The 19,342-nt window shown below is 66.4% G+C and carries 18 protein-coding genes and 1 pseudogene; 9 read left to right on the forward strand and 10 right to left on the reverse strand.

Going from position 1 to position 19,342, the window contains the following annotated elements:
* Window positions 1–146: 146 nt before the first annotated feature.
* Window positions 147–1,379, reverse strand: coding sequence for a cytochrome P450 (locus DCM79_RS20315; protein WP_257176037.1), 1,233 nt, complete (start codon window positions 1,377–1,379; stop codon window positions 147–149).
* A 132-nt stretch (window positions 1,380–1,511) separates the two neighbouring features.
* Here DCM79_RS20315 and DCM79_RS20320 point away from each other — a divergent pair, with 132 nt between their 5' ends.
* The 4 genes from DCM79_RS20320 to DCM79_RS20335 all read left to right on the forward strand — a co-directional run bounded on the left by DCM79_RS20320 (window position 1,512) and on the right by DCM79_RS20335 (window position 3,088).
* Window positions 1,512–2,138: a TetR/AcrR family transcriptional regulator gene (locus tag DCM79_RS20320; RefSeq protein ID WP_257176038.1), complete on the forward strand. Its 627-nt coding sequence runs from the start codon at window positions 1,512–1,514 to the stop codon at window positions 2,136–2,138.
* Window positions 2,139–2,271: 133 nt separating this feature from the next.
* Window positions 2,272–2,400, forward strand: coding sequence for a hypothetical protein (locus DCM79_RS20325; protein ID WP_257176039.1), 129 nt, complete (start codon window positions 2,272–2,274; stop codon window positions 2,398–2,400).
* On the forward strand, window positions 2,393–2,689 hold the full coding sequence (locus DCM79_RS20330; protein ID WP_257176040.1) for a hypothetical protein: 297 nt from the start codon (window positions 2,393–2,395) through the stop codon (window positions 2,687–2,689). Before DCM79_RS20325 ends, DCM79_RS20330 begins: the two co-directional genes overlap by 8 nt.
* 120 nt (window positions 2,690–2,809) lie before the next feature.
* Window positions 2,810–3,088, forward strand: coding sequence for a DUF1488 domain-containing protein (locus tag DCM79_RS20335; protein WP_257176041.1), 279 nt, complete (start codon window positions 2,810–2,812; stop codon window positions 3,086–3,088).
* Between the two features lie 15 nt (window positions 3,089–3,103).
* Here DCM79_RS20335 and rpsU read toward each other — a convergent pair whose 3' ends face one another.
* Window positions 3,104–3,379 carry a 30S ribosomal protein S21 gene (rpsU, locus tag DCM79_RS20340; RefSeq protein WP_257176042.1) on the reverse strand — a complete coding sequence of 92 codons (276 nt, stop codon included), beginning with the start codon at window positions 3,377–3,379 and terminating at the stop codon, window positions 3,104–3,106.
* A 428-nt stretch (window positions 3,380–3,807) separates the two neighbouring features.
* Here rpsU and DCM79_RS20345 point away from each other — a divergent pair, with 428 nt between their 5' ends.
* The 3 genes from DCM79_RS20345 to DCM79_RS20355 all read left to right on the forward strand — a co-directional run bounded on the left by DCM79_RS20345 (window position 3,808) and on the right by DCM79_RS20355 (window position 4,627).
* Window positions 3,808–4,017, forward strand: a complete 210-nt coding sequence (locus DCM79_RS20345) for a cold-shock protein (RefSeq protein ID WP_028138021.1) — start codon at window positions 3,808–3,810, stop codon at window positions 4,015–4,017.
* A 97-nt stretch (window positions 4,018–4,114) separates the two neighbouring features.
* The gene (locus DCM79_RS20350) at window positions 4,115–4,357 is read left to right on the forward strand and encodes a transcriptional regulator (protein ID WP_257176043.1); all 243 of its coding nucleotides are present in this window, start codon (window positions 4,115–4,117) and stop codon (window positions 4,355–4,357) included.
* 48 nt (window positions 4,358–4,405) lie between these two features.
* On the forward strand, window positions 4,406–4,627 hold the full coding sequence (locus tag DCM79_RS20355) for a hypothetical protein (protein ID WP_257176044.1): 222 nt from the start codon (window positions 4,406–4,408) through the stop codon (window positions 4,625–4,627).
* Window positions 4,628–4,926: 299 nt separating this feature from the next.
* Here the strand turns inward: DCM79_RS20355 and DCM79_RS20365 are convergent, their stop codons facing one another.
* The 4 genes and pseudogenes from DCM79_RS20365 to DCM79_RS20380 form a co-directional block, all read right to left on the reverse strand.
* The gene (locus DCM79_RS20365) at window positions 4,927–5,280 is read right to left on the reverse strand and encodes a hypothetical protein (protein ID WP_257176045.1); all 354 of its coding nucleotides are present in this window, start codon (window positions 5,278–5,280) and stop codon (window positions 4,927–4,929) included.
* A 113-nt stretch (window positions 5,281–5,393) separates the two neighbouring features.
* Window positions 5,394–7,979: pseudogene (locus DCM79_RS20370) on the reverse strand (EAL domain-containing protein).
* A 156-nt stretch (window positions 7,980–8,135) separates the two neighbouring features.
* A complete protein-coding gene (locus DCM79_RS20375; protein WP_257176046.1) occupies window positions 8,136–9,434 on the reverse strand; it encodes an MFS transporter in 1,299 nt (432 codons plus the stop codon).
* A gap of 91 nt (window positions 9,435–9,525) precedes the next feature.
* On the reverse strand, window positions 9,526–11,916 hold the full coding sequence (locus DCM79_RS20380; protein WP_257176047.1) for an EAL domain-containing protein: 2,391 nt from the start codon (window positions 11,914–11,916) through the stop codon (window positions 9,526–9,528).
* A 326-nt stretch (window positions 11,917–12,242) separates the two neighbouring features.
* Between DCM79_RS20380 and DCM79_RS20385 the strand changes: the two genes are divergently transcribed.
* On the forward strand, window positions 12,243–13,409 hold the full coding sequence (locus DCM79_RS20385; RefSeq protein WP_257176048.1) for an ABC transporter substrate-binding protein: 1,167 nt from the start codon (window positions 12,243–12,245) through the stop codon (window positions 13,407–13,409).
* Between the two features lie 6 nt (window positions 13,410–13,415).
* Here the strand turns inward: DCM79_RS20385 and DCM79_RS20390 are convergent, their stop codons facing one another.
* Window positions 13,416–14,393 (reverse strand): hydroxyacid dehydrogenase, encoded by a 978-nt coding sequence (locus DCM79_RS20390; RefSeq protein WP_257176049.1) that lies wholly within the window; start codon window positions 14,391–14,393, stop codon window positions 13,416–13,418.
* Between the two features lie 187 nt (window positions 14,394–14,580).
* Between DCM79_RS20390 and DCM79_RS20395 the strand changes: the two genes are divergently transcribed.
* The gene (locus tag DCM79_RS20395) at window positions 14,581–16,056 is read left to right on the forward strand and encodes a caspase family protein (protein WP_257176050.1); all 1,476 of its coding nucleotides are present in this window, start codon (window positions 14,581–14,583) and stop codon (window positions 16,054–16,056) included.
* A 52-nt stretch (window positions 16,057–16,108) separates the two neighbouring features.
* Here DCM79_RS20395 and DCM79_RS20400 read toward each other — a convergent pair whose 3' ends face one another.
* From DCM79_RS20400 to DCM79_RS20410, 3 genes are all read right to left on the reverse strand, one after another.
* Window positions 16,109–16,480, reverse strand: a complete 372-nt coding sequence (locus DCM79_RS20400) for a hypothetical protein (RefSeq protein ID WP_257176051.1) — start codon at window positions 16,478–16,480, stop codon at window positions 16,109–16,111.
* 35 nt (window positions 16,481–16,515) lie between these two features.
* Window positions 16,516–17,799: a Spy/CpxP family protein refolding chaperone gene (locus DCM79_RS20405; protein ID WP_257176052.1), complete on the reverse strand. Its 1,284-nt coding sequence runs from the start codon at window positions 17,797–17,799 to the stop codon at window positions 16,516–16,518.
* Window positions 17,800–17,902: 103 nt separating this feature from the next.
* Entirely contained in the window at window positions 17,903–19,327 is a 1,425-nt protein-coding gene (locus DCM79_RS20410) for an FAD-binding oxidoreductase (RefSeq protein ID WP_257176053.1), read from the reverse strand.
* Window positions 19,328–19,342: the final 15 nt, after the last annotated feature.

Consider the following 19,342-nt stretch of genomic DNA (forward strand, 5'->3'; position numbering starts at 1 on the left):
TGGAAGGCGACCCTCATGGTGAGGAGGCGTACCAAGCGCCGTCTCGAACCATGCAGGCCCCGTTCTCGCCCGCGGCCATCCTTCGAGACGCCCGCTTCGCGGGCCCCCAGGATGAGGGCAGCGCGTGCAGAATCAGCCCCGAAACCTCACCAGCTCGCCGGCAGCCGCTTCAGGCCGCGCAGCACGAAGGTCGGCCGCCATTCCGGGTTCTCGACGTCGTCGATGCGCAAGTCCGGCAGCCGCCGCAGCAGCGTGGCAATGGCGATCTCGGCCTCGATGCGCGCCAATTGGGCCCCGAGGCAGAAATGGATGCCGCCGCCGAACGACAGCGGCTTGACGTTCTGACGAGTGACGTCGAGCCGGTCGGGCCGGTCAGGATAGACCGCCGGATCGCGGTTGGCCGAGCCGAGCAGGCACAGCACGGTCTCGCCCTTGGGGATCCGCTTGCCGCCGAGATCCTCGATCTCCTCCAGCGCGACACGTCCGGTCATCTGCACCGAGGAATCGTAGCGCAGGAATTCCTCGATCGCGCCCTCCGTCAGCTCGGGGCGCGCCTTGAGTAGCGCGAGCTGGTCCGGGTTGCGATGGAGCGCGAGCAGGCCGTTGCCGATCAGGTTGACCGTGGTCTCGTGGCCGGCGCCGAACAGCAGGATGATGTTGGCGGTCAGCTCCTCGTTGCTGAGCTTGTTGCCGTCCTCCTCGGCCTGCACCAGCTGGGTGATGAGGTCGTCGGCGGGATTTTTGCGGCGCAGCTCGAACAGCTGCTGGAAATACATCTGCGCCATCAGGTTGCCCTCGTTGCCCTTCTTGATCTCCTCCGGCGTGAGGGGCACGGGGTCGAGCAGCCGCCCGCCGTCGCGCGAGCTATTGTAGAACACCTCGCGGTGCTCCTCGGGGATGCCGAGCATGTCGCAGATGATCGTGATGGGCAGGCGGAAGGCGAAATCCTCGATCAGGTCCATGTGGCCGCGGTCGATCACGGCATCGATGGCCTGGTCGACGATCTCCTGGATGCGCGGCCGCATGTCCTCGACCCGGCGCGCGGTGAAGGCCTTGACGACGAGACCGCGCAGGCGGGTGTGGTCTGGCGGATCGGCCTGCAGCATCCAATGGCTCATGCTGCGGAACACCGGCTCGTCCATGATCTTGTCGCTGTAGCGGCGTTTCGAGCGCTCGACGAAATCCTTGCCGAAGCGCTTGTCGCGCATCACCAGGCTGACGTCGGCATGGCGGCTGGCGACGAACTGCCCGAACGGCGTCACATGGATCGGATCGAGCGTGCGCAGCCGGTCGTAATGCGGATAGGGATCGCGGATGAAGTCCGGCGAGAGCGGGTTGAACAGCGGCGCGCCGCCGGCGCCTTGCACGTGCTCGTTCATGGTGACCTCAAACCGGTTGCCGCATGACACGAATACGCCGACGCTTGCATGCTGGCGCGGCGTAACCATCCCTTGAAATTATCAACTCGATACATTGTTGTATCGAGTTGCATTCTGCCCTACCCTGCTCCGATGTCAAGGGTGAGAACCAGGCCGACCAGGGACGATACGCGCGACAAACTGTTCGAGGCGGCCGCGCGCGTGTTCGAACAGGACGGCATCGGCGGCGCCAGCATCGAGGCGATCGCGGCGGCGGCAGGCTTCAGCCGCGGCGCGTTCTATTCGAACTTCAAGAGCAAGGACGAGCTGATCATCGCCATGCTCGAGGACCACGTCGAGCAGTCGATCCGGCGCAACATGGACATCCTCGCCCAGCACGACAATCTCGACGATTTCATCGCCGCGCTGAAGGCGATGGACCGCACGCGGCAGGATCCGCTCGGCCGCTCCCCGCTGCTGCACATCGAGATGATCCTGTTCGTCGCGCGCGCCGAGAAGCGCCGGCCCGAGCTCGCCAAACGCCTGCGCGCGCGCCGCAAGCTGGTCGCCGACATCGTCGAGGCCACGCTGAAGAGCAACGGCAAGAACGGCAATCTGGACCCGCCCTGGATGGCCTCCGTCGTGCTCGCATTGGAGGACGGCTTCCGCCTGCACCGGCTGATCGATCCCGAGACCACGCCGGCCGACAGCTTTCTGCGCGCCATCACCGATCTTCGGCGCCGGACGGGATTGGCGGCGAGCCAGGGCGCATCTTCATAGGACGCGAGCCGGCTTCCCCCTCGTCGCGCCGCATCGACGGCGCGGCGATAGTGCTGGCTATTGCCGCGCCAAGAGCGCATGCTCGCGGGCAGCCGGCACCGGTTGGGGCTTCACTTGCGAAAGGCAGGCGTGCATGACCATCCGCTCGCGGCGCGAAACCGTCACGTTCAGGCATCCGTTCCGCAGGCACCGCATCGACCGCGTCTTGCCGGCCGATCTCGCGAACGCGCAAGCTGCAGACGCGAGCATCGCCAATGACTGATCATCCCGTCGATCTCGACAAGCACCGCGGCATGGCCGCACAGAAGGCCACCGACCTGCGCCGTGCGCTGGCCGAGGTCGAGGCCAACGCCAGAGAGCTGCGCGAGCGCGAGGCCGATCTCGAGCACCGTATGATGACGGTGCCCGCCGCGTCCTGGTCGGAGGCCGCGGTGAAGGCCCGTCATTTGCTCAACCTCTATGCCGCGAGCCTGCCCGCCGAGGACACGCGCCATCGCGCGCTGGTGGCGACGCTGTTCGACGATTTTGCCCGGCTGTCGGGGGAGAGCTGAGGCGAACGACCGCCGCCTGCATTCTCAACGCGCCATGCGCGACGGGAACGCAGGCGGCCGGTCGCCGTGCTGATTTGAGGGGGGGCGATCGTGCCTGGCAATCACGCAACGGAGCATGCCATGACATTGACCAGCGGCCGCTTCATCAGCCACGAATACGACCGGATGATCGTCCGGTTCTCGATGCATGACGGCACCAGGGAGATTCCTTGCGCCGTCTCGACCTCCGCGATGGACGATCTCGAGCGTGGCTCCCAAGTCAAGCCCGAACAGCGCGAAGCTCAGTTCGCCCGCCTGCGCGAGCGCATCGAAGCACGCGCGGCGAGCAAATATCGCGCGACGGAGTTCGAAGGAACGCCGCCGGGCATCGTGCTGCGCGGCATCGACTTCAGGTCATAGCGACGGCGATTCTCTCTACTCGGTTCGTGCCTTGATCTCCGGCAAGGGCGGCTTGCGTTCAAAGGGCTTCTTCTTCGGCGGCGCCGGCAGCACCCCCTCTCTGATCGCTTGTTTCCGGGCCAGCTTGCGCGCGCGACGAACAGCTTCGGATTTCTCGCGTGCCTTTCGCTCGGACGGCTTTTCATACGAGCGCCGTTGCTTCATTTCGCGAAAGACGCCCTCGCGCTGCATCTTCTTCTTGAGAACGCGGAGTGCCTGCTCGACGTTGTTGTCTCTGACGAGTACGTGCAATTGATTCTCCCGACCGGGGGCTGCGAAGGGCGACACGTCCTGCAGGCAGCCAATTGCGCAGGAGCTTCATTGCGAATTTCGAGGATAGCGGCGGCGACGTTGGTCGCGGCTTCGGACGCTGGTCTGCTTGTCACGGCGATCAGACACCGTGACCATTGTCATGCAGCGCTGTCAATCGCTAACGTCCTGCTGGCAGATCGATGGATCCGCGCAAAGCGCCTCGATCGGAACAGACGAATTGGCTCGTTCGAAAACAAACCGGCCTGGCTCCTTGCAAAATCCTGGGGATCATGTATATTGAAGTCGTTCGATTAGCCGCTGTGCCTTGTTGAATGCGCCCGCGGGCTCCTTTTCCAAAGACATCGACGAAGTTGAAGATGACCGCGTGATTGTCGCGCGGAATGCGCTCGCGCGCTTTGGAGAAGAAGATGACGACAGGTACGGTCAAGTGGTTCAATGGCCAAAAAGGCTTCGGTTTCATTCAGCCGAACGACGGCGGCAACGATGTGTTCGTTCACATCAGCGCCGTTGAACGGGCTGGTCTTGCAGGTCTCGGAGAAGGCCAGCAGGTCAATTTCGAGGTCAAGACCGACAAGATGCGAGGCAAGGTCAGCGCCGAGAATCTCTCGCTGGCTTGATATCGTGGCGCCGTTTCACGGATGTACTGAAACGGTCGCCGTGCCCGCTCAATCTTAGGATTGAGCGGGTTTAGTCGTTTGCGGAGCCGGGTGGACGATGAGCACCAAGAAACCGGCAGAGCCGTCACCCGAAAGCGTCGCGCGATCCGATCGTCGCCGCGTGGCCGCTGAAGACGGAGCGCGAGCAATGGCCGACGCCGAACGGCAGGCCATCGAAGTTCGCAAGAACATGGCGCGGCTGCGAGCCGCGCGCGAGGCCAAGGAAGCGGCTGACGCAGCAGTTCGGCTGGCTTTGCCGACGCCGGCGCCAAAGAAGCGCTCGAAGAAGCCGGCAGGATAATCGTCTTCAAGCTGCCGCTGCCTCGAGGGGCCGATCACATGCCGGAGGGTGCAGATCGTGCCTAGAATCAAGCCAGACCACGGAACCATCACCTTCTTTCTCGCGTCCGGCGCCAATCGGCAGATGTGCCAGCTTGCCACGACGTTCAACACGCAGAAGCAGGCGTTCAGCTATCTGCAGAAGCATCGAACCGAGTTCGAGCGCATGGCGCGGGAACGGCTTGCTTCAGGCGAGCTCCAGGACGGCGTCGTCGTGCTTTCCATGCTCTAGCTGCAGCGCCGCGACGGTATGGCGCTTGTCGCAGCAGAAGTGCGACGCCTAAGGCGTCCTCTCGGACCGGCTCCGCAGTTCAGCCTCCCTCGCCAGCCGTTCGGCCTTCAGTCGTTCCCGATTTGCCTGGAAAGCCTGTTCCGCCTTCTCGTAATCGGTCGCCGGCTTCGCCGCGGCCTGTTGCTTGAAGTGGCTGTTCGCCTCGTTCGCTGCACGCGATGGGGAATGCGGTTTCATCTGTCGTCCTCATGTCTCTGGCGGCTCGAAGTCCTCGGTGTCGGGGCTTCCTGGTGCTCGCCTTATTCCTGGACCGGCTTGCTGCGTTTGGCTCGATCGATTCGCACGTGGTCGAACTCCTTGGGTCCATCGAGCAGAGCCCGCTTGCGGATCGCCCGATCATCGGCCGTCGTGGTGCTGTCCGCCATGCGATCGATCGCATCCCCAGCCATCTCGCGGGCGCGCAGCTTCTGTCGATCCTCGTCGGCGTGCGCAAGTCCCAGCTCCACCAAACGACCTATGGCCTGGGACAGGCTGGGTCTTTCGTCCTGAAGCGCCATCCATGCGGTGATGGCTCTGAGCAGCGATTGCGAAGGCCGAAAACCTGCCGAATGAACCAAGGGGGTGGCCTTTTCCGGTCTTTTCGTCGCAGCCATGCAGTCTCCAGACTGGATACGGCGTGGCGCCCCTCCGGCAGGTCTCACTCAAGCAAACCGCCGATCTGCCGATGCGTTCCTAATTGCCGAGAATATCGCCAGAGAGCAAACGATTATGCTGACCGCCTCACCGCGCCAGGACCGCTCGGCGCGACATCGAGCTTCCCCAGCATCGCCTTCGCCTGCTCGGCGCAGTGCTCGATCAGCCAGCGCTCGAAGGCGACGGGCGGAAGCGCGGGGGCGTAGAGGAAGCCTTGCACGACGTCGCAGCCGAGTGCGGCCAGCGTCTTGCGCTGGCCCTCGGTCTCGACGCCCTCGGCGACGACGGTCATGCCGAGGCCCTAGCCGACGCGCACAACGGCGGTGGCGATGGCGAGCGCACCTGCGTCGCGCTCGATGTCGTGCATGAAGCTGCGGTCGATCTTGAGTTCGCGGATCGGCAGATGCGCAAGGCGGCTGAGGCTGGAATATCCGGTGCCGAAATCGTCCACCGCGAGCCCGACGCCGAGCGCGCGGATCGCGGTCATCGTCTCCAGCGCGGCGACGCTGTCCTGCATGAACGCGCCCTCGGTGATCTCCAGCATCAGGGCATCCGCCGGCAGGTCGTATTCGGCGAGGACGTCCTTGAGCCGCGCGGCGAGCGTGACGTTGCGGAAATTGATCGGCGACAGGTTCACCGACACGCAGGGAATGTTGAGGCCGGCACGGCGCCAGCTCGCCATCTGCCGGCAGGCTTCGCGCACCGACCACAGGCCGATCTGCTCGATCAGGCCGCACTCCTCCGCGAGCGGAATGAACTTTGCCGGCGAGACGTCGCCGAGCACGGCATCGTGCCAGCGCGACAGCGCCTCGACGCCGTGGATCGCGCCGTCGCAGCTGCGGATCTGCGGCTGGTAGCTCAGGCTCAGCGCGCCTTCAGCGATGGCGCGGCGGAGCGCTGCGATCAGCGCCAGGCGCTGCTCGGCGAGCCCGTTCATCTCGGCACTGAAGATGCGATAGGTCGAGCGTCCGGCCTGCTTGGCCATGTACATGGCGGCGTCGGCCTGCTGCATCAGCGTGTCGATGTCGGTGGCATGGTCGGGGTAGAGGCTGATGCCGATGCTGGCCGACATCGGCATCAGCTTCGATCCGAGCCTCAAGGGGACAGCCAGCGCCTCGGTGATGTCAGCTGCGACGCCTGCGGCGCTCTCGGCATTGCGTTGCGGCAGCAGGATGACGAATTCGTCTCCGCCGAGCCGTCCCAGCATGTCTTCGGGCCCGATCTGCTCGCGCAGACGCTGGGCGAGCTGGACCAGCAGCTCGTCGCCAGCCGCGTGACCGAGCGTGTCGTTGACGTCCTTGAAATGGTCGACATCGAGGAAGGCCAGCGCGACATGGCTGCCGGTCGGGCAGGCATCGATCGCGGTGGTGATCAGGTGCCGCAGCTGCGCGCGGTTCGGCAGGCCGGTGAGGATGTCGTGATAGGCGAGCCGCGCGATCTCGGCGCGGGCCTCCTTGCGTTCGATCGCGAAGGCGCCGAGATTGACGCAGGCCTCGACGATGCGCCGGTGCCAGTTGCTCGGCGCGCGCGGCTCCCGAAAGTAGAAGGCGAAGGTCGCGATGACCCGGCCGTCCTTGGACTTGATCGGCGTCGACCAGCAGGCGCGCAGGCCGATCCCGAGCGGCATGGCCTTGTAGGGCTGCCAGCGGGCATCGGTCTCGAGGTCGGTCGCCAGCACCGGCTCGCCGTAGAAGGCGGCAGAGCCGCAGGAGCCGACATTCGGGCCGATCCCAATGCCGTCCAATGCGCGGGAATATTCCTCCGGCAGAGAGGGACCGCCGAGCGGGTGGAGCAGGCCGGCGGCATCGACGTGGAGCAGCGAGCAGACGACGTCGGGCGCGATCTGCTCGACGCGGCGGCACAGCCTATCGGCGATGTCGGCAATCGGAACCTCGTCCGCGAGCGAGGCCATGATGAGCTGCTGCAGCGAGCGCAATTGCCTGGTCTCGGTGATGTCCTCGATCAGCGCGAGGATGTGCTTGACCCGACCCTTGTTGTCGCGGAACGCGTCGATCCGGGCCCAGATCCAGATCTCCTCGCCGTGCTTGTCGTAGGCGAGCACCTCGGCCTCGCCGCGGCGGCCGCCACGCATCAGACGCTCGACCAGCTTCGCGATCGCCTTGCGGTCGGTGTGGCGGCCGGCGATGAGCTCATCTGCGCGGTGGCCCTCGGCCTCGGCGCTGCTGTAGCCGAACAGCGTGGTGAAAGCCGTGTTGACGTAGACGATGTTCTGCTCGGTGTCGGCGATGATCACTGCCCGGTTGCTCTGATCGGCGACGGCGTGGAGAAGCCCGATTCTGGCGCGGCGCTCGGCATCCGCGGTGACGTCGCGCGCGAACACGACGCGATGGGTCGCGCCGTCATGCGCAATGGACGAGAGCGATATGGCCGCACGGATCCGGCTGCCGTCGTGCCGCACGAGGCTGATCTCGTCGCGGAATTCCGCGACCGGATCGGCCTGAAGACATTTGAGGGTGAGAATTTCGGCATCGCGGCCGAGCGCGTCGGTGCGCGCGAGCTTCCAGATCCGCTCCGCACTGGCGTTGAAATGCGTGATGCGGTGCGCACCATCGACAATGACGACGCCATCGTCGGCGCGTTCAAGTGCAGCCAACAGCACGTCCGGAGTTTCTGTCGCAAGATGATCGGAGGCAGACATCGGAGACCGGGAACATCGGGAAGAAGCGGCAATCGGCCCGAAGCTACGCTCCGATGGTGTCCAAGACGTTTTTGAATATCGCCTCGCATCTGCCAAGCCGCGACATGCTTAACATTCGGCAAAAGCAGCGCAGGTAATGCAGTGTGTGCCCGCAACTCACTCCGCGGTTCGGCTCTGCGGCTTGTGCAGCCGGCCGGCCACCGCCCTCACCTTGCCCGGCGATGCCCGCCAGATCGCGAGCGCCGACAATCCGCTCACGATGATCGCGAGGCCGAAGGCGAGCGTGTAGTCGCCGGTGCGATCATGGAGCACGCCGGTCAGCCATGGTCCGGCCGCCCCGCCTGCGAGCGCGGCCAGCATGATGGTGCCGAAGATGCTGCCCTGGTGCTTGCCCTGGAAAATCTCGAACACCACCGCACCCATGATCGAGGTGAGACCGTAGCCGAGCGCGCCTTGCGCGAGCACCATGAGATAGACGAGCCAGAGCGAGGATTGATACTTCAAGCCGATCAGCGCGGCGAAGCAGATCACGAAGCCTGCGCAGCTGATCGCCCAGACCCACTCCCGCCCGATGCGGTCGGAGACATGGCCCAGCACGATCTGCCCGGGAATGCCGAGCAGGCTGACGGTGCCGAGCGCCCACACCGCGACGGAAGGGCTGAAGCCGATGTCGAGCAGGAACTTGGTCTGGTGCACCTGCACTGCGTACCAGATGTACAGGCCCGAGAAATAGCCGAGCGCGATCCACCAGAAGCGCGCGGTCGCGACGGCGCGCTTCAGCGTCCAGTCGGTATTGACCCAGGCCGGATCGACCACGTTGGAGACCGGTGGGGCACTGCCCGCAGCCAGGGCGGCATCGCCGTCCGGCTCGAGGCCGATGTCCTGCGGGCGCTTGTGCAGCAGCAGGTTCACCGGCGCCAGCACGATCAGGACGAGCAGGCCCATCGCGGTGCAGGCGGTGCGCCAGCCGGTCGCTTCGATCATGTGCTGCACCCATGGCAGCAGCGTCACCGAGCCGATGCCGACGCCGGCGAAAGCGATGCCGATGGCGAAGCCGCGCTTGCGGATGAACCAGTTCGGCAGGAACAGCGACTGGCCGGAATAGCCGAGACACACCGAGCCGGCACCGACCATGACGCCGATGGTGACATAGAGATGCCAGGGCGCGCTGGTGAGCGGCGCAAGCAGCAAGCCGCCGCCCATCAGCACCACCCCGAGCTCCATCACCGCGCGCGGGCCGGCGCGGTCCATCAGGCGGCCGATCAGCGGGCTGACCACGCCCGACACCACGAAGCCGAAGGAGAAGGCGCCGGCGGTCACGCCACGCTCCCAGCCGAACTCCGAGATGATGGGCGGAAAGAACAGCGAAAAGGCGGTGCGCGCGTTGACGCCGATGGCCATGGTGACGAAGGTCACGGCGACCACGACCCAGCCGTAGAAGAACGGAAGCCGCATGATGTGCTTGTTTCATCCCTGGACGGTCCTTCCGACCATCCGGGGGTGCTCAGGTCAAGCGCTTTTCGTGCATGCCCGTCGCGCCGGGCGCTCAGGCGGCGTCGCGCCGTGACCGTTTGACGGGGGCGTCGAACAGGATCCGCTCGATCGGCTGCGGGCGGCCGAACAGATAGCCTTGGGCGAAATTGACGCCGAGCGCCTTCAGCCGCTCGTACTCCTCGCGGGTCTCGACGCCTTCGGCCGTCACCGACATGTCGAGCCCGCGCGCCAGGGTCACGATCGCGGAGATGATGGCGGAGCTGCGCGGCTGATGCGTGAGATTGCGGATGAACGACTTATCGATCTTGATCTTGTCGAACGGGAACGCGGTCAGATAGCTGAGCGAGGAATAGCCGGTGCCGAAATCGTCGAGCGCGAGCTCGATGCCGAGACGCTTGAGCCGCTCCATGAAGGCGTGGTTCTCGCTGCCGCGCTCCAGCAGGACGGATTCGGTGATCTCGATCTCCAGCCGCTGGGGGGGCAGGCCGGAATCCGCGAGCGCCGCGCCGATCATCTCGAACAGCTCGGCTTCCTTGAACTGGATCGGTGACAGGTTGACCGCGACCGACAGATCGGAGGGCCAGCCGGCCGCATCCGCGCAGGCGCGCCGCAGCACGAATTCGCCGAGCGGCACGATCAGCCCGGTCTCCTCCGCAAGCTGGATGAACTGGTCCGGCGGGATCAGGCCGCGCGTCGGATGCCGCCAGCGCACCAACGCCTCGAAGCCGCACCGCGCTCCGCTGAGAGCGTCGACGAACGGCTGGTAATGCACCTCCAGCTGGCAGCGCGCGATGGCGTCGCGCAAATCCCCCTCCAGCGTGTTGCGGGCCTCCAGCTCGGCCGACATCGCCTCGTCGTAGATGGTGAAGCAGTTGCGACCCGCCGATTTCGAGCGATAGAGCGCAAGGTCCGCCTTCTTCAGCAATTGCTCCTGATCGCTACCGTGATCCGGCGCGATGGCGATGCCGATGCTGGTGCCGATCTCGACGCGGTGGCCGGGCAGGAGGAACGGTTCGGTCAACAGCTTGGCGATCCGCGCCGCCAGCTCGGTCGCACAGGCGCGCTGATCCGCACCGGCTTCCTGGATGATGGCGAACTCGTCGCCACCGAGCCGGGCCAGCACGTCGGTGGCGCGCAATGCGGATTTCAGCCGCTGTGCCACCTGGCGCAGCAGCGCATCGCCTGCCCCGTGACCGAGGGAGTCGTTGACGTTCTTGAAGCGGTCGAGGTCGAGCATCAGGATCGAGAACGGCAGTCCCCGCACCCCCAGCTGGTTGTTCATCTCGTCGAGTCGGCTGAGGAAGAAGGCGCGGTTCGGTAGTCCGGTCAGGACGTCGGTTTGGGCGAGCTCGAGCACCCGCCGGTTGGCCAGTGACAGCCGCCGCGAATTGCGGCTCGCCAGCATGAGATAGGTCGACAGCGACAGCGTGAGCAGCATGCCGACGATCAGCACCGCGACCGCGCGATCGTAAGTCGTCTCCAGCGGACCGCCGGCGGTGGGAACGGCTCGCACCTGCCAATCGGTATCGCCGATCTTGAGGCCGCCCGACCAGTGCAGTGCCCGGGCAACGTCCCGCATCGACTGCGGCGCCCTTGCCGCCGACGAATAGTCCGGCAGCATCTCCTCCAGGCTGACGATTTGCCCCGTGAAGGGCGGATAGACATTGATGCTGACCGCGGGGCTTGCTCCGGTGGTCACGCGAATGGCGTGAATCAGCAGCGGCAGGTCGAAGATTCCGACCACGAAGCCGGCGAGATTGCGACGCCGGTCCGCGATCGTCTCGCGCGACGTGCCCTTGGCGTAGACCGGAACGGCAACGAGGACGTCGGGCAGCCGGCCTCCCTCCCTCGGTTCGAACAGGCGGGTGCGGATGGCTGCGACGCTGTCGTGGTCGCGCGCGCGCTCCAGAATCGCGCGGCGCTCCGGAACGGTGGCGTAGTCCATGCCGTAGACCGACGAGGTCTTGGGCTGGGTCGAATAGAACACCGGAAAATATTCGTCGCTCTGCGGCGCCGTCGCGAAGCTCTCGCCCTGGAGCGACTTGATGCGATAGCCGGAGACGCCGTCCGTAATCGCCGCAGCCTCGTAATCGGAGCGCTCCTTGCGGTTGATGCGCGGCACCCAGGCCACGCGCAGCATGCCGGGATGGCGTTCGAACAGGCGGGCACTGAAGGTCTCGAATTCGCTGCGGGTAACTTCATCGTTGGTCGATTCGAACAGCGTGCGCAGGGCGAGCAGCCTCGAGATGTATTCGCCCATGCCGTTCTGCATGACGATCGCTTCGGTCTCGGCCGCGTTCTCGAACTCGATCCTGTTGACGCGATCTTCCCACCGCGCCACGGCGGCCGCGCCGACGACCGAGAACAGAAGACCGACGCCGACCGCGACGAGCGCGGGGCGATACAGCCCGAGCAGCAGCGCGGCACGCCACCATCCGGTCATACGCCTCCGATCCTGATCGTGCTGATCGTGACCGCCCATTTCGAAGCCGCCGTCCCCTATCCCGCGACAAACCGAACCTCTGGTTGAGGCATCGGTTTGGCTATCGGAACAAGACCGCGGTTAAGAAACTGCACAATTTCGGAACCGGATCATGCCGCAATGCACCGGATTAGTTAATGAAGTGCGCGAGCGATCCGGTAGTGTGGAAACAAGTTGCCGATTTTGCCCGGAGTCCTACGGAGCGCCGACACGGTGCCGATTAGCCAGCTGTTCAGGCTCGCAGGGATATGTTGCGGAAGGTTTCCCAACTATCCGGCAAGGCCCCGATGCATCGATTTCGATCGACGAGATCCGTGATCCTGACCTGCGTGCTCCTGGCAGCGACCACGCTCACGGCCGGGGCCGAGGAGACCGGCGTCAGCGAGGACGCGGTCCTGTTCGGCCAGGCCGCCGCGCTGGAAGGTCCCTCCTCCGCGCTCGGGCAGCACATGCGGCAAGGCATCGTCGCAGCATTCGCCGAGATCAACGCCAAGGGTGGCGTGCACGGCCGCAAGCTCCAGCTCATCAGCCGCGACGACGGCTACGATCCCGATCGTTCGGCGGCCCAGACGCTGCGGCTGATCGAGGACGACAAGGTGTTCGCGCTGATCGGCGCGGTGGGCACGCCGACCGCGATGGCGACAATTCCGATCACCAGCGCCAGGAACGTTCCCTTCATCGGCCCGTTCAGCGGTGCGGAATTCCTGCGCGACCTCGAACTCGCGAACGTCGTCAACATCCGCGCGAGCTACGGTGCGGAGGCCGAAGCGTGGATCAAGCACCTCACCGAGGATCGCCACTTCACCCGCATCGGTATTTTCTACCAGGACGATGCCTTCGGCCGCGACGGTCTGACCAGTGTGAAGCGCGCGCTCGCCAGGCGCGGCCTCGAGCTCGCCGCCGAAGGCACCTTCGAGCGCAACACCCGCGCGGTCAAGGCCGCCTGGCGAACGATCAAGCGCGCCGAGCCCGAGGCCATCGTGATGGTCGGGACCTATGGCCCCTGCGCGGAGTTCATCAAGCTCGCGCACCGCAGCGGCTTCTATCCGACCTTCGTCAACATCTCCTTCGTCGGTGCCAACGCGCTCGCCAGGGAGCTCGGCCCCGAGGGCGAAGGCGTCGTCGTCTCGCAGGTCGTGCCATTTCCATGGGACCGCTCGCTCAAGCTCGTCGCCGACTATCAGGCGGCGCAGAAGGCGGTCGATCCGACGCAGACACCGGACTTCGTATCGCTGGAAGGCTACCTCTCCGGCCGCCTCGCGGCCGCAGCGCTGGAGCAGGCCGGACCTGAGCCGACCCGCGCAAGCCTGCTGCGCGCCATCAACGATGTCGGCCGCTTCGAGATCAGCGGCAGCATTGTCAACGTCGGCGTCCGCATGATCGACGCGCCGCCGAAGGTGTTCTTGACGGTGATCCAGAAGGACGGGTCGTTCAAGGCGGTGGACCGGCTGTAGGGCCGTTCATGGCCGCCGCGTCCAGTGCGCGGCGTTCACCGCGCCCGGCGGCACCTCGCCCTTCACGATCGCTTCGACCTGCCGCACGGTTTCCAGCGACTGATACTCGATTGCCTGTGGCGTCAGCCCGCCGACATGCGGGGTGGCGATCACGTTCGGCAGCTTTGCGAGCTCCGGTGTCGGCATCTGGTCCGGCGCGCGGCCGACGTCGATCGCCGCACCGGCAATGCGGTTCTCGCGCAACGCCTGCGCCAGCGCCGGCTCGTCGACGAGATTGCCGCGCGAGAGGTTGATGAAGAACGCATCTCTCCGCATGCGCGCCAGCGCCGCCGCGCCGATCAGATTCTCGGTTTGCTCGTTGGCGATCGCAAGGCAGACGACATAGTCCGAGGAGGCAAGCAGCTCGTCGAGGCCGACTTGCCGGATCGCGGCATCGCTGACATCGGCGAAGGGATCGGAGACCAGCACCTCCATGCGCAGCACCTTTGCGATCCCGGCGAGATAGCGCCCGATGCTGCCATAGCCGATGATGCCGATCGTGCTGCCGGCAAGCTGGCGGCCCATCCGCGCCTCCGGCTTGCGGCCGGCCTGATAGTCCGCCGTCGTCCGCGACACGCCGCGGGAGAGATCGACCATGAAGCCGAGCGCGAGCTCGGCGACGGCCTGCACGAAGCCGGGACCGGCGCGGGTGACGAGCACGCCGGCCTTCGAGGCCGCTTCCACATCGACGTTGCGGATATCGACGGCACAGCGAACGAAGGCGCGCAGATGCGGCAGCTCGGCGAAGATCCGGCCACGGCCTTCCGTCATCCGATCGGCGACGATGATGTCGGCGTCTTTCGCGGCCTGCACGAGGCCGGCGGCGTCAAGGGGTTCGTCGCTTTCGTGTATGATCACCTCGGCGGCCGCGCGCAGACCGTTCAAGCTGCGGTCGCCGTAATAGTTGCGCCGCATCTCCGGCGTGTGAGCAAGCAGAACCTTCACGACTGGACTCCTTCCATCACCGAATGCCCGCGGCAGCGACCGTCGAAACCTGGCACAACGCCGGCTGCGGCAGGCATCCTGTCACAATTTGCCGCAGCGCGCAGCGTGACCCAGCGCACAGACGGATTGATGGCGGCCCCCTAGGAAAAGTGTCATCATCGCGCGTATTGCCGTTGGAGGTGACATCATGCGCCACCCAGTCTTTTCCAATCTGCTCGTTGCATGCGGTTTTTTCGCCCTCGCCCAGTTGATGACGCCGACGGAGGCCGCGGCCGAAGCGCGGCTTGCGCTGGTGATCGGCCAGTCCGCCTATCGCACCGTGCCCGAGCTGCCCAACGCCGCCAACGACGCCAAGGGCATGACGGAGCTGCTCGGCAATGCCGGCTTCACCGTCACCACGGCGGCCAATCTGGGACAGAATGAAATGCGCGCGGCGATCTCGGATTTCGCCGGCAAGGTCGGCGCCAGCGGCGCCGACACCGTCGCGCTGGTGTTCTATGCCGGCCACGGCCTGCAGATCGACGGCGAGAACTACCTCGTTCCCGTGGATCTCGACCCCAAGCGGGAGGCCGACATTCCGCTCCAGGGCGTCCGGCTAAACGACATGCTCAACACGCTCGGCGCGCTGCCGACGCGCGCGCGCATCTTCATGCTCGATGCCTGCCGCAACAATCCGTTCCCCGCGCTGAGCGGCGCCGGCCACGGTCTTGCGATCGTCGACACCAAGGCCGGCGCGCCCGGCTCCTTCATCTCCTATTCGACCTCGCCCGGCGCCGAAGCCGAGGACGGCAACGGCGTCGACAGCCCCTACACGGCGGCCGTGCTGACGGTCGCCAAGCAGCCCAATCTGCCGATCGAGGAAGTGTTCAAGCGCATCCGCGTCGCCGTCGCGCAATCGACCGACGGACGGCAGATCCCGTGGGAAAGCTCCTCGCTGACCACCGACTTCAGGTTCTTCGGCGAGAGCAGCGGCAACACGCCCGCCGTTCCCGGCGCATCCGCGATGGCGCTCGCCGGCGGCACGCGCAGCGTCGAGGACTGGCGCAAGACCTTGCAGGGCAAGCCGGCCATGACCGCCTATGAGCTGGTGATCATCGAGGACACCGTGGAGGCGTATCAGGCCTATATCGAGCTGTACGCACAGGACGCCCGCACGCCGCGCCTGCGCACGGTGCTGGAACGGCGCCGGCAGATGCTGGCCTGGGAGCGCGCCACCGCGATCAACACCCGCGCCTCGTTCGAGGCTTATCTGGCCAACTGGGACAACAGCGACCTCGCCGCGACCGCCCGCCGGCTGCTGCTGCGCGTCCAGAACCGCAATTATGGCGTGCCTGTCGCCGCCGCGGCGACCCCGGTCGCGGTCGCGATGGCTCCGACCTGCCCGTGCTCGGCCCCGACAGCGCCGGCAACGCCGGCCAATCCGAGCGTCGCGCCCGTGATCAAGAAGCGCGTCGACGACACGCCGCCGAAGCGCAAGGTGGTCGAGACGCCACCGAAGCGCCGGCCTCCGCCCGACGACGTGGTTTACGAGCGCGCCCCGCCCCCCGGCCCGCCGCCCGGTGCCATCATGCAAGGCGTCGGCATCGGGATCGGCATCGGCGTGGGAATGGGCAGCCGCGGCGGCGGCGACCATTATCGCGGCGACTACAACCGCAGGTACTGAGACGATCTCCAGCGTGGACGTCGCACCGGCTCGCGCCTCGCGCGAGCCGGTCCTATTGCGCCAGCGCCGGATAGTCGCGCTGGACGGCCTCCCGGACCCAGCCGGCCTGAATCGCCCGAAACAGGATCTGCGCGGTCTTGGCGTCGTCGGCCTTCATGCAGAGGTCGACGATGCGGCGGACCGCATCGTCGCGCATCAGATCGTCTGCGATCTTCATCGCGATTTCCATCGCGACGCGGGCGGCACGTTCGTAGCGCTCACGCTCGCGCTCGGCAGTCCGTGCCGAGCCTCCGACGGTCTCCGCAGCCGCTCTCGCAGCCTCGCAGATGTGACGAATGCGCTCCGCCGCTTCGATGTCGCCGATCGGCACCCGGATCGGCTCATCCCAGATGTCGGCCGGCTGCCGCCTTGCGAACCACTTCATTGCCCCCACCAATGGTCTTCGTTGGCTTGCGCCGTTCACGACGTGCGGCGCTGCCCGATCGCCTCGAATTGCGCCTTCTGCTCGTCGTTGAGCGTGGCATAGAAATCTTCGAGCGCCGCGCGCACCGACCTGATCCCCTCCAGCATCGCATCGAGCCGCTTGCGGATCGTGGCCATGCGGGCCGGCGGTGTCATCACCTCATTGGGCTCGCAGGCCGCCTTGAGCGAGGCGCTGACCCTTGTGCTGGTATCCTGCAGCACCTGGAGCGCCGCGCGCTGGGTGTCGCCGGGGCGAAGTCTTTCCTCGATCGTGGCGCCAGGCCAATCGAATGCGGCGGGCACGCTGCAGGTCTGCACCGACGATCCGCTCGCATTGTTCGCGCGACGCTGATCCTCGGCCAGCGCATTGAAGCGCGCCTTCTGCTCGTCGCTGAGCGAACCATAGAACCGGTCGAGCGCGGGCTGAACCAGATCGACCGCCTTCTGCATCGCCTCGATGCGCTGCTGCATCGCCGCGAGCCGGCCCGGCGCCGTCGCGGCGGCCTGCGTCGGACAGGACGTGCGGATCAGCGCGGCCGCGTCGACGGAGGCGTTGCCGAGCGCATCCAGAGCGGCGCCCTGCGCATCGGTCGGCTGCACCGCGGATGCAATCTGATCGATCGGCAGCCCGGCGATGGCACGGCGGTCACTGCCGCAGAGCTGATCGAGCGGCGCGGTGCGGGCCCGCCGTCGTCCCTGCGGCTGCTGCGGCAGATAGGCCGACAGGCGATCATAGCCGTAGGGGCCGAATATTCCGGCATAGATGTCCGGATAGCCGTAACCCCAGAAGCCGAGCCCGTCGCCCCAGATCGTGTAGTCGTAGAGGTCGTTGTAGGCGAACGGCCAGAACAGCGGCCCGACCCAGCCGTAGCCGCCACCTGCATGTTGCCACCAGCCGCTGCTTGCGCCGCTCCAGCCGGCCAGTGCGGCCGCCGCGGCGAGCTGCGCACGCGCCGCCGGATTGCTGATCAGCCGGCCATTGCGGAATGCGCTGGCGTTCAGGGCGTTGCGGAAGTTCGCCGGCCGGATCGCGGCATTGCGGATCCGACCGAAATTGGGGCCGCCGCGTCGGGCGCCCGCAGTGAACCGCATCGCGCGATGATGCCCGCCATGCACATGCCCGCCGCCGTGACCGCGGACATGGCCGCCGTGGTGACCGCCGCCGCGTCCGCCGCCATGGCCACCTCCATGGCCGCCGCCGTGTCCGCCCTTCGCGAACGCCGCCCCCGCCAGCATGCAGGCAAAAGCCACCGCGGCGATTCCCATGACCGGTCGCACCATCGCACCCTCCCGCGCAAAGCCCTGCCATCGAGGCATGGGAAATTGGCGGGAATTGGAACCGGCAGGATTGCCGAAAGTTCCCGGTCCCTGGCTGGGGCCGGCGCTACGCCTCCGGCACGATCTTGCCGGGGTTGAAGATGTTGAGCGGATCGAGCGCCTTCTTCAGGGCCCGCATGGCGTCGAGCGCCTCAGGGCCGAGCTCAGCCTTGAGATATTTCTGCTTGCCCTGGCCGATGCCGTGCTCGCCGGTGCAGGTGCCGTCCATCGCCTGCGCGCGCTCGACCAGGCGATGCATGAACTCCTCGCCGCGCGCCATCTCGTCCGCGTCGTTGGTGTCGCAGACCAGCGAGCAATGGAAATTGCCGTCGCCAACATGGCCGACGATCGGCGACAGCAAATCGAGCCGCTTGAGATCCTCCTCGGTCTCGCTGACGCAGTCGGCGAGCCGCGAGATCGGCACGCAGACGTCGGTCGCGACCACGCCGATGCTGTCGCCGGGCCGCAGCGCCTTCACGGACCAATAGGCGTCGTGCCGCGCCTGCCACAGTTTCGTGCGGTCTTCCGGCTTGGTGGTCCAGGAGAAATCGCCGCCGCCGCAATCCCGGGCGATCTCGCCGAACGCCTTGGACTGCTCGGCGACCTCGATCTCGCTGCCGTGGAATTCCATCAGCAGCAGCGGCGTCTCCGGCAGCGTCAGCTTCGAATAGGCGTTGCAGGCTTGCACCTGCGCGGCGTTGAGCAGCTCGATGCGCGCCACGGGAATGCCGGTCTGGATCGCCAGGATCACGGCCTGGCAGGCCCCGTGCACGCTCGCGAACGACACCGCGCCCGCCGCGATCGTCTCGGGGATGCCGCGCAGGCGGATGGTCAATTCCGAGATGATGCCGAGCGTGCCTTCGGCGCCGACGAACAGATGCGTGAGGTCGTAGCCCGCGGACGACTTCTTGGCGCGCGTGCCCGTGGTGATGATCTCGCCGTCGCCGCGCACCACCTTCAGCGCCAGCACGCTGTCGCGCATGGTGCCGTAGCGCACCGCGTTGGTGCCGGAGGCGCGGGTCGAGGCCATGCCGCCGAGCGAAGCATCGGCGCCGGGATCGATCGGGAAGAACAGGCCCTGGTCGCGCAGATGCTCGTTGAGCGCCTTGCGGGTCACGCCGGGCTGGATCACGCAGTCGAGGTCCTCGGCATGCACCGCGAGCACCTTGTTCATGTCGCGCAAATCGATCGAGATCCCGCCCGCGGGCGCGTTGACCTGGCCCTCGAGCGAGGTGCCGGTCCCGAAGGGAATGACGGGGACGCGGTTCCTGGCGCAGATCCGCACCACGTCCTGGATGTCGGCGGTCTCCTGCGCCATCACCACGCCGTCAGGCGGCTGGTTGGGAAGCCAGGTGGTGGTATGGCCGTGCTGCTCGCGCACGGCCTGCGAGGTGATGAGGCGGTTGCCGAAACGTGCGGCGAGCTGCTCCAGCGCGCTCGCGAGGGCTTTCGGCTCCGGCCGCGGCGGATTATTGGTGATGGTGGTGCCCACGGAATTCCTCCCGAC

The sequence above is a fragment of the Bradyrhizobium sp. WBOS07 genome, from assembly GCF_024585165.1.
In the GTDB taxonomy this organism is placed as follows: domain Bacteria; phylum Pseudomonadota; class Alphaproteobacteria; order Rhizobiales; family Xanthobacteraceae; genus Bradyrhizobium; species Bradyrhizobium japonicum_B.